The organism is Rhodococcus sp. AW25M09 (genome assembly GCF_000333955.1).
In the GTDB taxonomy this organism is placed as follows: domain Bacteria; phylum Actinomycetota; class Actinomycetes; order Mycobacteriales; family Mycobacteriaceae; genus Rhodococcoides.
Genome location: NZ_CAPS01000120.1, coordinates 38,279 through 56,863 on the forward strand (window position 1 = coordinate 38,279; position 18,585 = coordinate 56,863).

The window sequence follows — 18,585 nt, forward strand, 5'->3', positions numbered from 1 at the left end:
ACCGTGACCGATCCCCGTCTCCCCCACACCCCACCGGGTGCGGACGACTCAGAGCAGCACAGCCCTGAGCACCCGGGTTTGGCCAATTACCCACCCGAGGCCCCCCTGACCTCCACCCATGTTCCGAGCCGTCGTGAGCCTCTGCCGCCCCTGCATCCTCCGCGGACCGAGCAGCTCACTGCGGCACGCGGGCGGACCGGTGCCCGAAAGCCACCGCCGATGCCGAAGAAGCTGACTGTCACTCGGGTCGCCGCGATGCGCGGACGCGAGCTCACCGGCAAGGGCATCGCATCGTTCCAGCGAGCTGCGAAAGCCGACGGTGCCGACAAGTCCGGCCTGACTGCGCTCACCTACGCGACGATGGCGAACTTCGCATCGGACGCGGCGTTGGCGATCGCCTTGGCCAACACACTCTTCTTCTCCGCGGCCACCGGTGAGGACAAGACCAAGGTCGCGCTGTATCTCGTCATCACCATCGCCCCCTTCGCGCTGATCGCCCCGCTCATCGGACCGCTGCTCGACCGTCTGCAGCACGGCCGACGCATCGCGCTGGCCACGTCGTTCGGGTTGCGCACCGTGCTGGCGGTGGTGCTGGTGTTCAACTTCGACAGCTGGGTGCTGTATCCCGCGGCCCTGGGCATGCTCGTACTCAGCAAATCTTTCGCGGTACTCAAGAGCGCGGTGACGCCGAGAGTGCTGCCGCCGGAGATCGATCTCGTGCGCGTCAACTCCCGCCTCACCGTGTTCGGCCTGCTCGGCGGCACCATCGCGGCAGGTGCAGTCGCCGGCGGCATCGCCTTCGTGGCGGACTCGCCCGGCGCACTGTGGTTCGTGGCCGCGATCACCGTGCTCGGCGGGTACCTCAGCATGCGTATTCCGTCCTGGGTGGAGATCACCGAGGGCGAAGTTCCTGCCACCCTCAGCTACCACGCCGAGCAGCACAGCGGCGAAGACTTCGCCGGCAGCGGTGCCCCGACCGAGCACCTGCGCCGCACGCCACCAGCGACGAGTAGCAGCACCAAGAACCGCAGACAGCCTTTGGGCAGAGCCGTCATCGTCGGACTGTGGGGCAACGGCACCATCCGAATCCTCACCGGATTCCTCACGCTCTACATTGCGTTCGTCGCCAAATCCCGGACCGAACACGAGCCGCTCCAGCAGGCCGCGATGCTCGGACTCGTCGGAGCCGCGGCCGCTCTCGGCAACTTCTCCGGCAACGCGCTCGGTGCCAGGATCAAGCTCGGTCGACCATCCATGGTGGTCCTGCGCTGCACCATCGCGGTGACGACGGTAGCCGTCGTCGCCGCTGTCACCGACAGCCTGCTCACGGCAGCGGTGGCAGCTCTCGTCGCATCGAGCGCGAGCGCACTGGCCAAGGTCTCCCTCGACGCATCCTTGCAAGCCGATCTGCCGCCGGAATCCATCGCGTCGGGATTCGGCCGTTCGGAAACCGTCATGCAGCTGTGCTGGGTTCTCGGCGGCACTCTCGGCGTGCTGCTGCCCACCGAGTACTGGCTCGGTTTCACCGTCGTGTCCGTGTTGCTTACGATCGGCCTCGTGCAGACATTCCTCACCTACCGCGGCAGATCCCTTCTGCCCGGCTTCGGCGGCAACCGCCCCGACCACGTCGAGCAAGAAATGTCCGACGGCTCCTACGGCGAAAACGTGACCAAGTGAATCTCGCTCCCCGCACCAAGAAGATCGGCGCGATGATCGCCGCAGGTCTGCTCGTCGTCGCTGTTGCGTTCGTTGCGGTACTCGCGGTGCTGATCGGCAATGCGCCGGACAAGGAACCGGTCGTCACCGCGTACGCCGACGGCCGAACAGTGGAGGTGGAGCCGTATCTCTACTGCGCCGTCAGCGACCCGCTGTGCACGAATGTGGGCGAGACCAGCGAACTCGAGGTCGGAAAAGCACCGACGGTGCAACTTTCGCTTCCCGAACCCATCTACTCGGCACCGTGGGTGCTCGCTGTGGTGTACGGCGACGGCAGCGGCGACGCGGTGGAGAACACCGAGTTCAACGAGCCCGGAACCAGGCTCAGCGTCACGGTCCCCACCTCGGACGAGAGCAACCGAACTCTGCTCGGAATCGAAATTCGCCTGCCCACCGGCATCATCGACACCGATACCAATCAGGAGGGCTTCGTCAGCCACGCCATCTGGTCGATCGGCACGCGTCCATAGGACGCGTGCCGGCCCCGATCAGCTGTCGAGCTCGCGGGCGACGGCGCGCACCACCTCGGAGATGCGCTGCGCGATCTTGCGGTCCGGGTACTTGCCTTTGCGCAGCTCGGGCTGCACCGTCGCCTCGAGCAGGGTGATCATGTCCTCGACCATCCCGTGCAGCTCGTCGGGGGTGTGCTTGCGCTCGACGGGTTCACGGCGCGTACTGCCGGTGTTCTGACGCACCGACGGTGCCGGCTCGAGCACCTTCAAGCTCAACGCCTGCGGTCCGCGACGGCCGGCGGCCATGCCGAACTCGACCCGCTGTCCGGCTTTGAGGCCTTCGACGCCCTCGGGCAACGCCGACGAACGCACGTAGACGTCCTCGCCTTCCTCCTGAGAGAGGAATCCGAATCCCTTGTCGACGTCGTACCACTTCACCTTGCCGGTCGGCACTGAGCTCACCCGTTCATCTGTTGCTGTTGGCTGTTTATGCGTTGCCCACAGGACCGATGTTCGGGCCCATGGCTGCTCGAACCCCACAGCTGCTCGAAAGGCGGGGTCCGCACAAGTTTCGCGCCCCACGAGAACGTAGGACGCGAATACACCAGTCTAGCGCGGTGTGCCCGGATCGAGCATTCGAGTTCTTCGCCGGCACCGCGCGTCACAGCAGCGCACTTCGCACTACCGTGGTGCGCGTGAACACCTCGACCCGTAAGAGCAGCACCGTTCTGCTGCGTATCGCGATCGCACTGTTCGCGATCGGCCTCGTCGCCATTGTCGCGATCCTGCTGTTTCCGATCTTCTCCGACGCCAAGCCCCCACTGAGCCTGTACCTGACGGCGATGTTCTCCGCACCGACCGGATTCGTGCTGGCACTGGTGTACGCACTGGCGTCCGGACGGCGGGCTCGCTGACCGTGCGCTCGATACTGAACGTCATCTGGCTGATCTTCGGCGGGCTGTGGCTGGCGCTCGGCTATTTCTTCGCCGGACTGCTGCTGTGCATCTTCATCGTGACCATCCCGTTCGGCATCGCGTCTTTTCGCATCGGGGTGTACGCACTGTGGCCGTTCGGGTCGACGATCGTCGATAAGCCCGGGACCGGTTCGGGCGCGCTTCTCGGAAACGTGTTGTGGTTGATTCTCGCCGGTTGGTGGTTGGCGCTGGCGCACGTGGTCACCGCTATTGCAATGGCGATCACCATCATCGGCATCCCCTTGGCGATAGCGAACCTGAAGTTGATCCCCGTCTCGCTGATGCCCCTGGGCAAGGACATCGTTGCGGTTCCGTGACGCGCTGTAGCCGTTCGATCGACTGTGACTTCTGTCACATAACGCTCGGGTAACGGATGAGCAACGGACGGGGGTTCATTGCTCGTCAGGTCCGCTAGCTGGGCAGACTCGAGGGACCCGAAAGGGCCACTGAACGAGCTCCGGACGACGCCGCGAAATCGACAGTTACCAAATAGTGACGTAAGCCGGGAATTTCAGTACGGTCAGCAGCGGCCGGAAAGTTCGGCCGAATTCCGACCCGCAGCGCCAAACCTCGTCCCGCGGGAACCGGAACACCCTCGATGATCACCCAGGGGACGAGGACGGGGGACCCACGTCCTCCAGGGACAACCGGGAAGTTGTAGCGACTCACGAAGCCGCACCGACTTCCCTTGGGGTGAAGCCCAATTGGCCACTGACAGCAGTGACCGAAAAGGCCGGGCTACCTCTCAGCCCGAACCCGACAGCTGACCTCGCAGGCGCGTGTGGAGAGGATTTCAACTCGTATGAGCGGACGTCATCGCAAGCCGAGCACCACTGGCAAGACCGTCGCCAAGGTCGCCGTCACCGGAGCCATCATGGGCACCGCAGGCATCGCCTTCACCGGCACCGCCAACGCGGCACCGGATTCCGACTGGGACCGCCTCGCACAGTGTGAAGCCGGCGGCAACTGGGGCATCAACACCGGCAACGGCTTCCAGGGCGGGTTGCAGTTCTCCCCCAGCACCTGGAACTCGCACGGCGGTCAGCAGTACGCAGCCACCGCCAACCAGGCCAGCCGCGAAGAGCAGATTGCAGTCGCAGAGAAGGTCCTCGACTCACAGGGCTGGGGCGCATGGCCGTCCTGCTCCTCGAGCCTCGGCCTGAGCAGCGCACCGACCGAGCGCAGCGTTCCGGTCACCCCCAAGGCACCGGAAGTTCCCGCACTCCCCGAATTGCCGTCCATCCCGGCAGTCGACAGCTCCGCCGAGGTCATCGACGGCATCGTCACCGCTGTGCAGAACATCACCAACGATCCGCAGATCGCCTCGTTCATCCAGAACGCAGCGCAGGGCATCCAGCTCGATCCGCAGGTTGTGAACTTCTACCAGGCCAACAAGGCATTCCTGCCCCAGTAAGAGCCCGAGACGGTTCACCGCTCGTACGAGAAAAGCCCCCGACATCCTCGAAGGTGTCGGGGGCTTTCTCGTGTTCGAGGGCCGCGGTCAGCGATTGACCACGGTCACCGGATGGGCGTAGGGCAGGTCTTCGACGGGCAGCGGGAACTCCGTGTCCTCGCCGAAGGGCGACAAGCCACCCGATCGAGCGGACGAGAGTTCGGTCACCGCGTGGTCACCGCGAGCGGTTTCCGGCCAGCCTGGATCGACATAGGGCTTCTTCGACTTGTTCACCATGCGCCTATTTTGACACCTGCCCTGCGGCGAGCACCAGCCCAGGTCTCTAATCTGATAGACGATGACCGACACGACTGCGCACCGACCCACCGACACGCCCCCTGATCTGCCTCAGTGGATCGCAGCTCGCTCCGACGCCGAGCTGATCAGGGCCATGTCTCTGCGTCCGGATCTGACCGCGCCGCCGCCCGCCTCCCTGGCCGTTCTCGCCGGACGGGCCGAGCAGCGCCGGTCGATCCTGCACACCGCGGACACGCTCGACACGCTCGCGCTGACCGTCCTCGAGATCCTCGCCGTCGAAGAGGCCCACGAGCGCCCTGTCACCCGCGCCGCGCTGCTGGCCGTCGTCGCCAAACGTGCTCCGGCCAAGAGCGTCGACAAGGCGCTCGCTCAGCTCCGTGAGCGGTTGCTGGTGTGGGGCGATGCGTCCGGGTTCCGAATCAGCGCGACCGCGGCGGACGGCGTTCCGTGGCGTATCGGGCGTGCACTCGATCCGGTGGACACTCTCACCGAGTCGCACATCACCGCAGCCCTCGCCGCACTCGGCGACGGCGAACGCAATCTGCTCGACACTCTGGCTCGATCGTCGCCGACCGGCCGCACACGAGACGCAGCACCGGGCACTGCGCCGGACCGACCCGTCCAGAAGCTGCTCGCCGCTGGCCTGCTGATCTGGTTGGACGAGCAAACCGTCGAGCTACCCGTCCAGGTGGGGCAGATTCTGCGCGGCGAGCCGATGTCCGATCCACGGTCGCTGGCCGAGCCCACACTCACCACCGGCACGCATTCTCTCGCCGACGTCGATGCCGCTGCCGCCGGCGAGGCACTCGAACTCGGTAGGCACTGTGTCCTGGTCATCGAGGCGCTGTCGAACTCACCTGCCCCGGCTCTCAAGGCCGGCGGTCTCGGCGTACGCGAGCTACGCAAGATCACCAAGGCCACCGGCCTCGACGACGACCGAGTCGGCATCCTCCTCGAACTACTGGCCGCGGCCCATCTCATCTCGAGCGGAACACCCGACCCGATACCCGCGTCCGACACCGGCGACGACTACTGGGCACCGACACCTGCGGTGGAGGCCTGGCTCACCGCAGCCCCGGCGGCTCGCTGGCACACGCTCGCGTCCGCCTGGCTCGAAGTGCCGAGGGCACCGTGGGTCATCGGGATGCGCGACCCCAACGGCAAACCCATCGCCGCCCTGTCCGAGGAAGTTCGCTCGCCGGCCGCACCCCGGGACCGACGCATGGTCCTCGAACTGCTCGCCGAACTCGGTAGCGGGCACTCGGCACCGCCGGCAGACCTCGCCCGCGCCCTGGCGTGGCGTCGACCCCGATGGTCCGGACGCTTCGGCGTCACACCCGTCGGACACGTCGTCGCCGAAGCCACCGCGCTCGGCATGGTCGGCCGCGGGGCGATGTCGACCCCGGGTCGATCCCTGTTGCACGACGGCAATGCCGAGGCCGACATGCGCGCGGCGCTGCCCGAGCCGATCGACTACGTCCTGGTTCAGGCCGACCTCACGCTGGTGGCACCCGGTCCACTCGAAACGGACCTGCACGATCGGATCGAACTCGTCGCCGACGTCGAATCCGCAGGCGCGGCAACGATGTACCGGATCAGCGACACGAGCCTGCGCCGCGCGCTCGATGTGGGATTGACGGCATCGGAGCTGCACTCCCTGTTCGCGACCCACTCGAGGACGCCGGTTCCGCAGGCCTTGACCTACCTGATCGACGACGTGGCACGTCGACACGGCCGGTTGCGGGCGGGTGTCGCCGCATCGTTCGTCCGCTGCGAGGATCCGGCCTTGCTGGCCGAGGTGATGGCGTCCCCTGCAGCCGAATCGTTGGCACTTCGAGCCCTGGCCCCGACCGTCGCGATCTCACAGGCCCCACTCGCCGAAGTGCTCACGGTTCTGGCCGGGGCGGGATTCGCGCCGGCAGGCGAGGACTCGTCCGGCACCATCGTCGATCTGCGCACGCGGGGGTCACGGGTAGCGGCTCGGCGGCCACGCCAGACCTTCCGCACGCCGGCCGTCCCCACCGAGGAACAGCTGGGTTCGTTGGTGCGTGGGATGCGCGCGGCCGAACGGGCAGCGGGAAGTGGCGGCGCAGTGGTGCGCACCGACGGCACTCGGGCCAGCAGCACCGCGACGATGACGTTGTTGCAGACCGCGGCCAAGGTCAAGCGCAGCGTCAGTATCGGCTACGTCGACGCCCAGGGCGTCGCGAGCCATCGCATCGTCGATCCGATCAGCATCGGCGGCGGCCAACTCGATGCGTTCGACCCCGCCACCGGAGGGGTTCGGCGGTTCACTCTGCATCGCATCACCTCGGTCGCTCTCGTCGAGTAGTCCGGGCTCACGTGCACGCACGCCCCTACCTGTGGACAATGGAGAAGTTGCGCTCTTTCGGGCGCAGCAGAAGTCTCTAGGAGGAACCGTGACCGACGGCCCGCTGATCGTCCAGTCCGACAAAACGCTGTTGCTCGAGATCGATCACGAACTTGCGGGCGCAGCGCGGGCGGCCATCGCACCGTTCGCGGAGCTCGAACGCGCTCCCGAGCACGTCCACACCTATCGCATCACCCCGCTGGCCCTGTGGAACGCGCGTGCGGCCGGCCACGACGCCGAGCAGGTGGTCGACGCACTGGTGAATTTCTCCCGATACGCAGTGCCACAGCCGCTGCTGGTCGACATCGTCGACACCATGGCTCGATACGGCCGACTGCAGTTGGTCAAGAGCCCGGTCCACGGCCTGGTGCTCATCAGCCTGGACCGCGCCGTGCTCACCGAGGTTATGCGGCACAAGAAGATCGCCCCGATGCTCGGCGCCATGGTCGACGAGGACACGGTCATCGTGCATCCGAGCGAACGCGGCCACGTCAAGCAGATGCTGCTCAAGATCGGCTGGCCCGCCGAAGACCTCGCCGGATACGTCGACGGCGAAGCGCACCCCATCGAACTCGATACCGAGGGCGGCAACTGGACACTGCGCGACTACCAGGAGATGGCGGCGGATTCGTTCTGGGCGGGCGGCTCGGGCGTCGTCGTACTGCCCTGCGGCGCAGGCAAGACGATGGTCGGCGCAGCCGCAATGGCCAGAGCCAAGGCGACCACGCTGATTCTGGTCACCAATACGGTCGCAGGCAGACAGTGGAAGCGCGAGCTGATCGCACGTACCTCGCTCACCGAGGAAGAAATCGGCGAGTATTCGGGAGAGCGCAAAGAGATTCGCCCTGTGACAATCGCCACGTATCAGGTGATCACGCGTCGGACCAAGGGTGAATACAAGCACCTGGAACTGTTCGATTCCCGCGACTGGGGTCTGGTGATCTACGACGAGGTACACCTGCTCCCGGCTCCGGTGTTCCGCATGACGGCCGATCTGCAGTCGCGTCGTCGCCTCGGCTTGACGGCAACGCTCGTCCGCGAGGACGGCCGCGAGGGCGACGTGTTCTCGTTGATCGGCCCCAAGCGGTACGACGCCCCGTGGAAGGACATCGAAGCGCAGGGCTGGATCGCGCCGGCGGAGTGCATCGAGGTTCGCGTCACTCTCACCGACGCCGAGCGCATGTCGTACGCCGTCGCCGAACCCGAGGAGCGCTACAAACTGTGCTCGACGGCGCACACGAAGATCGCCGTCGTGAAATCGATCCTGGCGAAGCATCAGGGTGCTCCGACTCTGGTGATCGGTGCGTATCTCGACCAGTTGAACGAACTCGGCGAGGCGCTGAACGCTCCGGTCATTCAGGGCTCGACCAAGAACAAGGAACGTGAAGTTCTTTTCGACGCGTTCCGTAAGGGCGAGATCCAGACGCTCGTGGTGAGCAAGGTCGCGAACTTCTCGATCGACCTTCCGGAAGCGTCTGTGGCAGTGCAGGTGTCGGGAACCTTCGGCTCCAGGCAGGAAGAGGCGCAGCGTCTGGGCCGACTGCTGCGACCGAAGCACGACGGCGGTCAGGCGCACTTCTACTCGGTGGTCTCGCGCGACACCCTCGACGCCGAGTACGCCGCGCACCGCCAACGTTTCCTCGCCGAACAGGGTTACGCGTACCGCATCACCGACGCGGACGACTTGCTCGGCCCGGCGATCTGAGGCTTCGCGTCCGTATGCCGTCGTGCTAGGAATAGCGGTGTGCGCAAGTTCCAGTTCCCCGTAGACGTAGCCCATGCGAAGTCGGTCAACGAGACGTACACCGAGCTTCGCCGGTTGCGTGTCTCTGCGGCCTTCACCGCGGTCTTCCTGATCGCGCTGGGGGCGTGGTTCATGTGGATCGCCACTGCGTGGTCGTACATCCTCGGTGCGGTGTTCTTCATCGGGGCAGCGACCTCGCTGTGGGTGATGCTGTGGACGCCGCGGAAGATGGGATCTATCGAATCACGATATGCCGCAGGTGATCTGGTGCCGACGGTGGTGGCCGAGAAGCTACCGGACGGAGCGCTGCTCCTGGCACTGGTCGACATCGCCAAGCCCGGGGTCGAGGAACCGTACTACGTGCTGATCACCCGCCCCGTACGGGCGCTTCCCGGCCACGCCATGGAGCGGGGCGCTCAGGTGCCCGCGGTGTCGATTCTCGCCGATCGTGGCAGAAATACGGGCGGGCGAACATGGCAGCTGGTCTCGGCGATGCCCATTGCCTGGGGCACCACCGACCCTGCGGTCCTCGCCCGCGCCACCGACGAGATCACCGATGCCGAGTGGGCGCTGCTGCATGCCAACATCGGACTGTCGGAGAAAGTCCGCACGGCCAAGAACCAGCAGCTGCTCATCGATCCAGCAGATCTTCCCGACGATCTGCGCTGACTCGAGATCTGCACTGACTCGAGATCTGCACTGACTCACGATCTGCACGGACTCACGCAAGTGCCGGGATGACCTCGCGCTCGAAGAGTTCGATGCCGGAGCGGTCGTAGGCGGCGTCGGGGAAGTAGAAGATTCCGTACGTCATTCCCTGCTCCTGCAGCGACGTCAGATTCTCGGCGATCTGTTCCGGGGTGCCGACTGCAGGCATACCGCGGTATGCCTGCAGGGCACCGGCGGCTTTGTCGGCACCCACGAGGTCGGTGAGCCGACTCTCGAGAGCGTGCAGCTTGTCCTCCACCTCGGCCTCGGTCGCGGCGACGACGACGTTGTAGTTCGCCGAGCGGACGATGGCATGGAAGTCGGTACCCACGGTCGAGCAATGTTCGCGTAGCAGAGCCGACTTCGCGGCGAAGCCGGCGTGGGTTCCATCGAAATTGGTGTAGTTCGCGTATTTCGCCGCGATCTTCAGCGTCACCTTCTCGCCGCCGCCTGCGATCCACAGCGGGATACCGCCCTCCTGCAGCGGCAGTGGCCGCACCACGGCACCGTCGATCCGGTAGTACTTGCCGTCCAGAAAGACTTCCCCGGCCGTCCAGGCCTGCTTGAAGATCTGCACACCCTCGTCGAGCCGGCCCAATCGTTCTCCGGCGGAGGGGAACCCGTAGCCGTAGGCCCGGAACTCGTGCTCGTGCCAGCCGCCGCCCACGCCCATCTCGACGCGACCGCCGGAAATGATGTCCACTGTGGCAGCAACTTTGGCGAGGTAGGCCGGGTTGCGGTACGCCATCGCCGTGCACATCTGCCCGAGCCTGATGCGCGAGGTGGTAGCGGCCAGTGCCGACATCAGCGACCACGCCTCGTGCGTCGCTTCGTCGGTCGCGGTGGGAACGGTGTGAAAGTGGTCGTAGACCCACAGTGATTCCCATGGACCCGACTCGGCGGCGAGCGCGTGATCGCGCAGCACATTCCACTGCCGTGCGGGATCGATACCGACCAGATCCAGGCGCCAACCCTGTGGAACGAACAATCCGAATCGCATGACAGGCACAGTACCGATGCAGCGCGAACGACCGGTGGGCTCGGTGAACTACGCTGCAGGGATGTCCGAGATGCTGCCCTCGCGCACGGTGGCGCGATTGCGCCCGTTCGCATCGACGATCTTCGCCGAGATGACCGCACTGGCCGTCGCCAAGAATGCCGTCAACCTCGGGCAGGGCTTTCCCGATACCGACGGGCCGCCCGCCATGCTCGAGGCCGCGCGCGAGGCCATCGCGAGCGGACTCAACCAATACTCCCCCGGTCCTGGCATGCCGGTACTGCGCAACGCCATCGCCGCCGACCGTGAGCGGCGATTCGGGCTGAGCTACGACCCCGACTGTCAGGTACTCGTCACCGTCGGTGCCACCGAGGCCATCTCGGCGACACTGCTGGGGTTGATCGAGTCGGGTGACGATGTGCTGCTGATCGAACCGTTCTACGACTCCTATGCGGCCGCTATCGCTCTCGCCGGTGCCACGCGAACCGCGGTGCCCCTGGTTGCCGACGGCACTGGGTGGACCGTCGACACCGACGCACTCGAACGTGCCATCGGGCCGCGAACCCGCATGCTGATCGTCAACTCCCCGCACAATCCCACCGGTACGGTCTTCGACCGCGCCACCATGGCCCGGATCGCCGACATCGCCGTAACCCACGATCTGCTCGTGCTCACCGACGAGGTGTACGAGCATCTGACGTTCGACGGCGGGGTACACACTCCGATCGCGACACTGCCGGGCATGTTCGAGCGCACCGTCACCGTGTCGAGCGCCGCGAAGACCTTCAACGCCACCGGATGGAAGACGGGCTGGGCACTGGGCCCTGCCGAACTGATCGATGCCGTTCGTGCCGCCAAGCAGTTCATGACTTTTGTCGGCGGCACGCCCTTTCAACCGGCCGTTGCCTACGCACTCGAGCACGAACAGGCCTGGATCACCGCGATGCGGGACGGCCTGCAACGCAAGCGGGACACGCTCTCGGCTGCACTGTCCGCCGCCGGAGCGGACGTGAAGTACAGCGCGGGAACCTATTTCGTGTGTGCCGACATCGCCCCGATCGGGCGCGGTGACGCCTACGAATTCTGCCGTTCTCTCCCGGATCTGGTGGGTGTCGCGGCAGTTCCGGTCACGGCGTTCGTCGACGAGCCGGCACCGTGGAAATCGCTGGTGCGCTTCGCTTTCTGCAAGCAGGACGAGGTCCTGGCCGATGCCGCCGAGAGGCTGCGGAAATTGTGACTCCGCAGCCGACCATTCCGGCGTATTTCATCAGACAGGCCGCCGACCTCGCGGCCAGCGGCGGGGTGGACCTGACCTACCCGTTGTCGATGGCCGGAATCGGAACCTCCATCCTCGACGACCCCACGAAGCGTCTGACCACCAGGCAGGTCACCGCGTTCACCCAGGCGGTCTGGGCGATGACCGGCGACGAGCTGTTCGGTCTCGCCGCAGTACCGGTGCGGCGCGGCAGCTTTCGGGTGGTGTGCCAAACACTCATTCACACCGAGAACCTCTGGGCGGCTCTGATCCGGATGTCCGAGACCATGCGGGTGTTGATTCCGGTCCGGCCCATGACGCTGGACCGAACCGAGGAGTCCACGGTGTTGACGGTGCACGTCACTCCCACGACTCATCTGAGCGACGAAGCAAACGAACTCGCCGAGCGGTTACTGACCGACTTCCTGTTGATTCTGCTGCACCGATTCGCGGCGTGGCTGATCGGGAACCGGGTCAAACTGCTGTCGGTGCAGCTGCCGTACGCGTTTCCCGGAGCCGAAGCAGGCAAGATGTACGACTCGATCTTCGGCACCCACGTCGAGTTCGGAACCGACCGCGCGACACTGGAATTCGACAACGCCGTGATGCGGGCACCGATCGTGCAGACCGAGGAGACTCTGGCCGACTATCTCGCGGAGTCACCCAACCTGTTGTTCTCCTCCAGGGACTACGACAGCACCGCATCGAGCCAGGTTCGACGGGCACTCGAAACCGGATTCAAAGGTGGCGCACCAGGAACCGATGACATCGCCGCGATGCTCAACATCAGCCCGCCGCACCTACGACGCGTCCTCCGTCAGGAGGGCACCTCGATCAACCAGCTGCGAGAAGAAGTGCTGCGCGATGCAGCGATATCCGGGCTCAGCCGCGGCGACAGCGTCGACGACATTTCGACCCGCCTCGGCTTTTCCGAGCCCAGTGCGTTCCGCCGCGCTTTCAAACGCTGGACCGGCCAGACCCCCAGCGCTTACCGGTAGCAGACCCTTCCTCAGCTGACGCAGAACTCGTTGCCCTCGGGATCAATCATGGTGATCCAGATGCTGCGGCCCTGGTCCCCCCTGTGCAGCACCGACGCACCTCGTCCTTCCAGCTCCGCGACCACGGTCTCGCGCTCGTCGCCGACCCGGATGTCGAGATGCAACCGGTTCTTCACCGACTTGGGTTCGGCCACCGATTGGAACAGCATTCTGGGGGAACCGGGCGATTCGGGATCGACGATGGCCGCACCGGCCCGCCACACGAGAACGCCCTCGAAGGTGGTGGTGTCCTCCTCACGGGCATGCCCGGCGGCGACCATCTCACGAATGAAATCCTCGTTGGAGGGTTCGGGCTGCCAGCCCAGAGTTTGTGCCCACCACGCGGCCAGCGCATGCGGGTCGGCGCTGTCGATCACGACCTGAAATCGGTACCCCATGGGAAGACGATACCCCCGCGCACTGGAAATGGGAACACCTGTTCGATACAGTCGATTCATGTCGCTCGCACTGCAAGGCTCGCTGTTCGGTGACGAGGACGGTGGCGTCGGGTCGTTGGAGTCCGTCACCCGCCGCGAACTGACCCGCGGCGCCTGGGTGGACGTGCGCCCCGGCTGGTTGTCCGATACCCACCTGTTCGATTCTCTGATCGACGCCGTCGACTGGCGCGCCGAGCGTAGGCAGATGTACGACCGCGTGGTCGACGTTCCACGCCTGGTTCGGTTCTACGCCGAGCGCGAGCGGTGGCCCGACGCGGCACTGTACGAGGCACGTGACGCGCTCGACGATCACTACCGCGCGGAACTCGGTGAGTCCTTCGCCACCGCCGGGCTCTGCTACTACCGCAACGGATCCGACAGCGTCGCCTGGCACGGCGACAACATCGGGCGCAGCGCAATCGAGGACACCATGGTGGCGATCGTGTCGCTCGGTGCCACGCGACAACTCATGCTTCGGCCTCGCGGCGGGGGCACATCGCTGAAGTTCACGCTCGGGCACGGCGACCTGGTGGTGATGGGTGGTTCATGCCAACGGACGTGGGAGCACGCCATTCCCAAGTCCACCCGCGCGACCGGCCCACGCATCAGCGTGCAGTTCCGACCGCGCGGCGTTCGCTGACTCCCGGCTCGTTGATACCCGGCTCGCTGACTCCCGGCTCGCTCGCCGACCTACTGCCCGCTAACGCGCATCGCTGCTGCTGCGACGCTCCTCGACGGCGGCAGCCAGCACGGCCAATTGTGTTGCCGTAGTGTCCCAGTCGAGGCAGGCGTCGGTGATGGACTGCCCGTACACCAGATCGTCGCGGTGGCCGAGTTCGAGATCCTGACGGCCCGCCACCAGGAAACTCTCGAGCATCAGCCCGACGATGCCGTGTTCACCGGCTGCGACCCGGGCGGCCACGTCGGTGACGACGTCGACCTGCTTGTTGTGGTCCTTGCGACTGTTGCCGTGGCTGGCGTCGATGATCACTCGCTCCGGGAGACCCGACTTACGCAGTCGCGCAACGGTGTCGGCAACCGATTCGGCATCGTAGTTCGGTCCGTCGACGCCGCCGCGAAGGATGACGTGGCAGTCCGGGTTTCCGACGGTGCGGATGAGCGCCGCCTGACCGTCGAGATCGGTTCCGGGGAACACGTGGCTCGCCGCGGCGGCGCGGGTGCCGTCGACCGCCACCTGGATGTCGCCCTCGGTGGAATTCTTGATTCCCACCGGCATCGACAGCGCGCTGCACAGCTGGCGATGGACCTGGCTCGCCGCGGTCCGGGCACCGATCGCGCCGTAGCTGACCAGGTCCGCGATGTACTGCGGGGTGATCGGGTCGAGGAACTCGCACCCGACCGGCAGACCGAGCGCAGAGATGTCGAGCAACAGTTGACGTCCCACCCGCAGGCCGGCGTTGATGTCGAAGCTGCCGTCGAGGTGCGGGTCGTTGATCAAGCCCTTCCAGCCGAGGGTCGTACGGGGCTTCTCGAAGTAGACGCGCATGACGATGTGCAGTCGATCGCCCAGTTCGGACGCCGTGGCCGCCAGGCGTCGGGCGTAGTCGAGGGCAGCGTCGGTGTCGTGCACCGAACACGGGCCGACGACGACGATCAGTCGATCGTCACGGCCGTCGAGAACGTCGACGACACCGGCGCGGCCCGTGCGGACGGTGGCCGAGATCGCGTCGTCCACCGCATGTTCGCGGCGCAGCACCGACGGCGACGCCAGCGGACTGATACTGATCGTTCGCTGATCGTCGAGAGATGGGGTGTCGAGAGAGACTGTCATGAGAGGGCGTTCCTGTTCTCAGGCCGGCTCCTCATGCTCCACGCGCACTTCGAGCCGGTCTGTATCCGGCTCGTGGGGTGGGGGTCAGCGCATGGCGTCGCTGGCTGACCCACCCGGGGCCGGCCTGCTAAACCAGAAATACGTGCGCTGCATGAAAAGGACGCTAGCAGATGCACGGGTCGCGATTGCAATCCCTGTGCGCCATCCGGGTTCAGGCTAGGGTTGCCTACCTATGCCCGCCCCGGCGAAAGAGAACGAAGTGAAACGTCTGCTCCTGGCCGCAACGATCGCCACGGTCACCGCCCTGACCATCGCCGCATGTGGCGGGCCCGCCGAGCAGACGGCCACTCCCTCCACCGGCACGGCATCGGCCACCGACGATGCAGCCGTCGACGCACCGGGGCCGACCGGCATCCCCGACGGTATGGGCTCGGGAGCCGCCGACGGGGTGTTTCCCCGCACCGTCGGACATTTCGGCGGTTCGACCGATATCGCTGCCGAACCGACAAGGATCGTTGTCATCGCCACCGGTCAGCTCGACGCGGCCCTGACACTGGGCGTCGTACCCACCGGTGTCGCCTACGGCAGCGGTGCCGAACTGGTTCCGGACTACATCACCTTCTCGTTTCCCCAGTACGCGGATCGGATGACGCAATTCGTCGACGTCGGCAACCGGCTCGATGTCGACATCGAAGCCATCGCCGCGACAGAACCCGACCTGATCCTGGCGAACGAGACCGGCTCGGAGGACATCTACTCGACGCTCTCGACCATCGCGCCGACCGTGCTCACCGAGGGCACCGGAGTGAACTGGAAGCAGGACTTCCTCCTTCTCGCCGACGCGCTCGGTCGGACCGAGCAAGCCCAGAGCTTCCTCGACACCTTCACCACCGATGCTGCGGCACTGGGTAATTCGGTCGCAGGCAGTGGTGGCGCACCCACGGTCTCGTTCGTGCGTTTCACCGCAGATCGTGCGCGCGTGTTCGGCATCGAGTCGTTCGCCGGATACGTCGCGTGGGACGCCGAGCTGGCTCGACCGGAAAGTCAGCAGTTCGACGCAACCTCACAGGACTTCAGCGAGGAAGAGATCCAGCTGGCCAACGCCGATTGGGTGTTCGTATCGAGCCAGGACGCCGGAGCCGATTCGAGCGCGGCGTCGTACACCACCAACCCACTGTGGACCGGAATGAGCGCGGCGACCGAGAATCACATCGTGCGAGTGGACGACGACCCGTGGTATCTCAATGCGGGTCCGACGGCAGCAACCATCGTGCTCGGCGGCCTGAAGAACGCCCTGCAGGGCTGACCCCATGTGAGCGGGATTTCGTAGCAGGCTACGAAGTTCCACGCACATGGCCGAGGTAGGTTGCGCACAACTTAACCGTGCACTACTGTTCATCGGGTGAACAACGAACTCGCACTCGACCGTCAGGTGTGCTTCGCGCTGTACTCCGCTTCGCGGGCTACCACCGCGGTGTATCGCCCGATGCTCGACAAGCTCGGTGTCACCTACCCGCAATACCTCGTGTTGCTGGTGCTGTGGGAGCAGGACGGGCGCGGCGTCAAGGACATCTGCGCCGAGCTCGATCTCGATACCGGCACTCTCTCGCCGATGCTCAAGCGACTCGAAGGCCTCGGATTCATCGAGCGTCGACGCCTGAGCACCGACGAACGCCGCGTCGAAATCCACCTCACCGAGACCGGAAGCGCTCTGCGCTCGAGCGCACTGGACATCCCGCGCAAGCTGGCCGAAAAGACCGGCATGGGAGTCGACGAGCTGGTCGAACTCAAAAAGGCGCTCGACGCATTGACGAGCGCTTTGCATCACACCGATTCGAGCAGGACCGAAGGAGCATCATGAAGACCCTCTACACCGCCGAAGCTCTCGCCACCGGCGAGGGCCGCAACGGCCACACCCGCACTTCCGATGGACGTGTCGATCTGGACCTCGCCATCCCGGAGGCCATGGGCGGCAGCGGCAACGGCTCCAACCCCGAGCAGCTCTTCGCCGCCGGGTACGCCGCATGCTTCCATTCCGCACTGCAGATGGTGGCGCGTCAGGACAAGGCCGACGTCACCGATTCGGCCGTCGGTGCTCGCGTCGCCATCGGCCCCAACGACGCAGGCGGATTCGAGCTCGCGGTCACCCTCGAGGTGACGTTGCCCCATCTCGACCGCGCGGACGCCCAGGCCCTGGCCGACAAGGCCCACCAGGTCTGCCCTTACTCCAACGCCACCCGCGGCAACATCGACGTCACTGTCACAGTCACCGAAGACGAGTAAGAGCGATGACATCGAAGGGAAAGACCATGAAGGCACACGAAATTCACCTCGCGTCACGCCCAGAAGGCTGGCCGACCGAAGACAACTTCCGCGCGGAGGTCGTCGAACTCCCCGAACTCGCGGACGGGCAGATCCTCGTCCGCAACATCGTGATGTCGGTCGACCCGTACATGCGCGGTCGTATGAACGACGTGAAGTCCTATGTCCCGCCGTTCCAGATCGACGCTCCGCTCGACGGCGGCGCGGTCGGCGAGGTCGTCGAGTCGAAAGCCGAGGGTTTCTCGGTCGGCGATGCGGTTCTGCACGGCAAGGGTTGGCGCGATGTCGCTATCGTCCCGGCGAAGGGTGCAAGCAAGGTCGATCTCGACGCAGCCAAGGCATCGGCATACCTCGGCGCGCTGGGGATGACCGGCACGACGGCGTACGCCGGACTGACCGAGGTCGCCTCGTTCAAGGAGGGTGACGTCGTGTTCGTCTCCGGCGCTGCCGGTGCCGTCGGATCACTCGTCGGCCAGATCGCCAAGGCGCTCGGCGCATCTCGCGTCATCGGCAGTGCCGGATCTCCTGCGAAGGTGGCCCGCCTGCTCGAACTCGGCTTCGACGCCGCGTTCGACTACCACGACGGCCTGGTCGCCGAGCAGCTCCGCACGGCAGCACCGGACGGCATCGACGTGTACTTCGACAACGTCGGCGGCGAACATCTCGAAGCCGCCATCGGGTCGATGAACAAGTACGGCCGAATTGCCATGTGCGGAGCCATCGCTCAGTACAACTCGACCGAAGCGACTCCGGCTCCGCGCAACCTCGCCCTGGTGATCGGCAAGGAACTGACGCTCAGGGGATTCATCGTCGGCTCCTACGCGCACCTCACCGAGGAGTTCCGTACCAAGATGACCGAGTGGCTCGGCAGCGGCGCAATCGAATTCGACGAGACCGTCGTCGATGGGCTCAGCAATGCTCCGAGTGCCTTCATCGGACTGATGAAGGGCGAGAACACCGGCAAGATGGTCGTCACCATCTGAATCGGACCCGAACGGTTCCACCGCAGTCCACACCCCGGTCGGGCATTCCGACCGGGGTGTTTCCATGCCCGAACGATTAGAGTCGG

General features: G+C 65.6%; 20 protein-coding genes and 1 riboswitch. Of the genes, 15 read left to right on the forward strand and 5 right to left on the reverse strand.

The annotated features are described in order from the left end of the window. The first annotated feature begins 3 nt into the window (after nt 1-3). Both RHODMAR_RS22710 and RHODMAR_RS22715 read left to right on the forward strand, forming a co-directional pair. Nucleotides 4-1,677 (forward strand): MFS transporter, encoded by a 1,674-nt coding sequence (locus RHODMAR_RS22710; protein ID WP_008719320.1) that lies wholly within the window; start codon nt 4-6, stop codon nt 1,675-1,677. Next, entirely contained in the window at nt 1,674-2,186 is a 513-nt protein-coding gene (locus tag RHODMAR_RS22715; protein WP_008719323.1) for a DUF2771 domain-containing protein, read from the forward strand. The genes RHODMAR_RS22710 and RHODMAR_RS22715 overlap by 4 nt, the downstream gene beginning before the upstream one ends. 18 nt (nt 2,187-2,204) lie before the next feature. Here RHODMAR_RS22715 and RHODMAR_RS22720 read toward each other — a convergent pair whose 3' ends face one another. After that, nucleotides 2,205-2,621: a cold-shock protein gene (locus tag RHODMAR_RS22720; protein WP_008719325.1), complete on the reverse strand. Its 417-nt coding sequence runs from the start codon at nt 2,619-2,621 to the stop codon at nt 2,205-2,207. A gap of 242 nt (nt 2,622-2,863) precedes the next feature. On the opposite strand from RHODMAR_RS22720, the gene RHODMAR_RS22725 reads away from it, so the two are divergent. The 3 genes from RHODMAR_RS22725 to RHODMAR_RS22735 all read left to right on the forward strand — a co-directional run bounded on the left by RHODMAR_RS22725 (nt 2,864) and on the right by RHODMAR_RS22735 (nt 4,556). Then, on the forward strand, nt 2,864-3,082 hold the full coding sequence (locus tag RHODMAR_RS22725) for a hypothetical protein (protein ID WP_042940142.1): 219 nt from the start codon (nt 2,864-2,866) through the stop codon (nt 3,080-3,082). 2 nt (nt 3,083-3,084) lie between these two features. Then, on the forward strand, nt 3,085-3,459 hold the full coding sequence (locus RHODMAR_RS22730; RefSeq protein WP_008719329.1) for a YccF domain-containing protein: 375 nt from the start codon (nt 3,085-3,087) through the stop codon (nt 3,457-3,459). Nucleotides 3,460-3,735: 276 nt separating this feature from the next. Further along, a riboswitch (cyclic di-AMP (ydaO/yuaA leader) is annotated at nt 3,736-3,936 on the forward strand. Nucleotides 3,937-3,944: 8 nt separating this feature from the next. Continuing rightward, nucleotides 3,945-4,556 (forward strand): resuscitation-promoting factor Rpf1 domain-containing protein, encoded by a 612-nt coding sequence (locus RHODMAR_RS22735; protein WP_008719331.1) that lies wholly within the window; start codon nt 3,945-3,947, stop codon nt 4,554-4,556. An 87-nt stretch (nt 4,557-4,643) separates the two neighbouring features. Here RHODMAR_RS22735 and RHODMAR_RS22740 read toward each other — a convergent pair whose 3' ends face one another. Further along, nucleotides 4,644-4,832, reverse strand: a complete 189-nt coding sequence (locus tag RHODMAR_RS22740) for a hypothetical protein (protein WP_008719333.1) — start codon at nt 4,830-4,832, stop codon at nt 4,644-4,646. Between the two features lie 61 nt (nt 4,833-4,893). Between RHODMAR_RS22740 and RHODMAR_RS22745 the strand changes: the two genes are divergently transcribed. The 3 genes from RHODMAR_RS22745 (at nt 4,894) to RHODMAR_RS22755 (ending at nt 9,637) form a co-directional block, all read left to right on the forward strand. Continuing rightward, nucleotides 4,894-7,185 (forward strand): helicase-associated domain-containing protein, encoded by a 2,292-nt coding sequence (locus RHODMAR_RS22745; RefSeq protein WP_008719335.1) that lies wholly within the window; start codon nt 4,894-4,896, stop codon nt 7,183-7,185. Nucleotides 7,186-7,273: 88 nt separating this feature from the next. Then, a complete protein-coding gene (locus tag RHODMAR_RS22750; RefSeq protein WP_008719338.1) occupies nt 7,274-8,929 on the forward strand; it encodes a DNA repair helicase XPB in 1,656 nt (551 codons plus the stop codon). Nucleotides 8,930-8,968: 39 nt separating this feature from the next. After that, nucleotides 8,969-9,637, forward strand: coding sequence for a DUF3239 domain-containing protein (locus RHODMAR_RS22755; protein WP_008719340.1), 669 nt, complete (start codon nt 8,969-8,971; stop codon nt 9,635-9,637). A gap of 52 nt (nt 9,638-9,689) precedes the next feature. Here the strand turns inward: RHODMAR_RS22755 and RHODMAR_RS22760 are convergent, their stop codons facing one another. Continuing rightward, nucleotides 9,690-10,676, reverse strand: a complete 987-nt coding sequence (locus tag RHODMAR_RS22760; protein WP_008719341.1) for a TIGR03560 family F420-dependent LLM class oxidoreductase — start codon at nt 10,674-10,676, stop codon at nt 9,690-9,692. A gap of 61 nt (nt 10,677-10,737) precedes the next feature. Here RHODMAR_RS22760 and RHODMAR_RS22765 point away from each other — a divergent pair, with 61 nt between their 5' ends. Further along, entirely contained in the window at nt 10,738-11,910 is a 1,173-nt protein-coding gene (locus tag RHODMAR_RS22765) for a pyridoxal phosphate-dependent aminotransferase (protein ID WP_042940143.1), read from the forward strand. After that, nucleotides 11,907-12,926 (forward strand): AraC family transcriptional regulator, encoded by a 1,020-nt coding sequence (locus tag RHODMAR_RS22770; protein WP_008719344.1) that lies wholly within the window; start codon nt 11,907-11,909, stop codon nt 12,924-12,926. The genes RHODMAR_RS22765 and RHODMAR_RS22770 overlap by 4 nt, the downstream gene beginning before the upstream one ends. A gap of 11 nt (nt 12,927-12,937) precedes the next feature. Here RHODMAR_RS22770 and RHODMAR_RS22775 read toward each other — a convergent pair whose 3' ends face one another. Continuing rightward, a complete protein-coding gene (locus RHODMAR_RS22775) occupies nt 12,938-13,363 on the reverse strand; it encodes a VOC family protein (protein WP_008719346.1) in 426 nt (141 codons plus the stop codon). A 58-nt stretch (nt 13,364-13,421) separates the two neighbouring features. Here RHODMAR_RS22775 and RHODMAR_RS22780 point away from each other — a divergent pair, with 58 nt between their 5' ends. Further along, a complete protein-coding gene (locus RHODMAR_RS22780) occupies nt 13,422-14,042 on the forward strand; it encodes an alpha-ketoglutarate-dependent dioxygenase AlkB (RefSeq protein WP_042940126.1) in 621 nt (206 codons plus the stop codon). A gap of 60 nt (nt 14,043-14,102) precedes the next feature. Here the strand turns inward: RHODMAR_RS22780 and RHODMAR_RS22785 are convergent, their stop codons facing one another. Continuing rightward, on the reverse strand, nt 14,103-15,194 hold the full coding sequence (locus RHODMAR_RS22785; RefSeq protein ID WP_008719352.1) for a 3-deoxy-7-phosphoheptulonate synthase: 1,092 nt from the start codon (nt 15,192-15,194) through the stop codon (nt 14,103-14,105). A 259-nt stretch (nt 15,195-15,453) separates the two neighbouring features. Here RHODMAR_RS22785 and RHODMAR_RS22790 point away from each other — a divergent pair, with 259 nt between their 5' ends. From RHODMAR_RS22790 to RHODMAR_RS22805, 4 genes are all read left to right on the forward strand, one after another. Beyond that, entirely contained in the window at nt 15,454-16,500 is a 1,047-nt protein-coding gene (locus tag RHODMAR_RS22790) for an iron-siderophore ABC transporter substrate-binding protein (protein WP_232433743.1), read from the forward strand. Between the two features lie 96 nt (nt 16,501-16,596). Beyond that, entirely contained in the window at nt 16,597-17,055 is a 459-nt protein-coding gene (locus RHODMAR_RS22795; protein WP_008719355.1) for a MarR family winged helix-turn-helix transcriptional regulator, read from the forward strand. Further along, nucleotides 17,052-17,477: an organic hydroperoxide resistance protein gene (locus tag RHODMAR_RS22800; protein ID WP_008719358.1), complete on the forward strand. Its 426-nt coding sequence runs from the start codon at nt 17,052-17,054 to the stop codon at nt 17,475-17,477. Before RHODMAR_RS22795 ends, RHODMAR_RS22800 begins: the two co-directional genes overlap by 4 nt. Before the next feature lie 26 nt (nt 17,478-17,503). Next, nucleotides 17,504-18,499 carry an NADP-dependent oxidoreductase gene (locus tag RHODMAR_RS22805; protein ID WP_042940145.1) on the forward strand — a complete coding sequence of 332 codons (996 nt, stop codon included), beginning with the start codon at nt 17,504-17,506 and terminating at the stop codon, nt 18,497-18,499. The last annotated feature ends 86 nt before the right edge of the window (nt 18,500-18,585 follow it).

Bases quoted from the DNA above. Each gene is read 5' to 3' on its own strand.
- RHODMAR_RS22735 (WP_008719331.1), top strand. From the start codon at position 3,945: ATGAGCGGACGTCATCGCAAGCCGAGCACCACTGGCAAGACCGTCGCC.
- RHODMAR_RS22740 (WP_008719333.1), bottom strand. From the start codon at position 4,832: ATGGTGAACAAGTCGAAGAAGCCCTATGTCGATCCAGGCTGGCCGGAA.
- RHODMAR_RS22745 (WP_008719335.1), top strand. From the start codon at position 4,894: ATGACCGACACGACTGCGCACCGACCCACCGACACGCCCCCTGATCTG.
- RHODMAR_RS22760 (WP_008719341.1), bottom strand. From the start codon at position 10,676: ATGCGATTCGGATTGTTCGTTCCACAGGGTTGGCGCCTGGATCTGGTC.
- RHODMAR_RS22765 (WP_042940143.1), top strand. From the start codon at position 10,738: ATGTCCGAGATGCTGCCCTCGCGCACGGTGGCGCGATTGCGCCCGTTC.
- RHODMAR_RS22775 (WP_008719346.1), bottom strand. From the start codon at position 13,363: ATGGGGTACCGATTTCAGGTCGTGATCGACAGCGCCGACCCGCATGCG.
- RHODMAR_RS22780 (WP_042940126.1), top strand. From the start codon at position 13,422: ATGTCGCTCGCACTGCAAGGCTCGCTGTTCGGTGACGAGGACGGTGGC.
- RHODMAR_RS22785 (WP_008719352.1), bottom strand. From the start codon at position 15,194: ATGACAGTCTCTCTCGACACCCCATCTCTCGACGATCAGCGAACGATC.
- RHODMAR_RS22800 (WP_008719358.1), top strand. From the start codon at position 17,052: ATGAAGACCCTCTACACCGCCGAAGCTCTCGCCACCGGCGAGGGCCGC.
- RHODMAR_RS22805 (WP_042940145.1), top strand. From the start codon at position 17,504: ATGAAGGCACACGAAATTCACCTCGCGTCACGCCCAGAAGGCTGGCCG.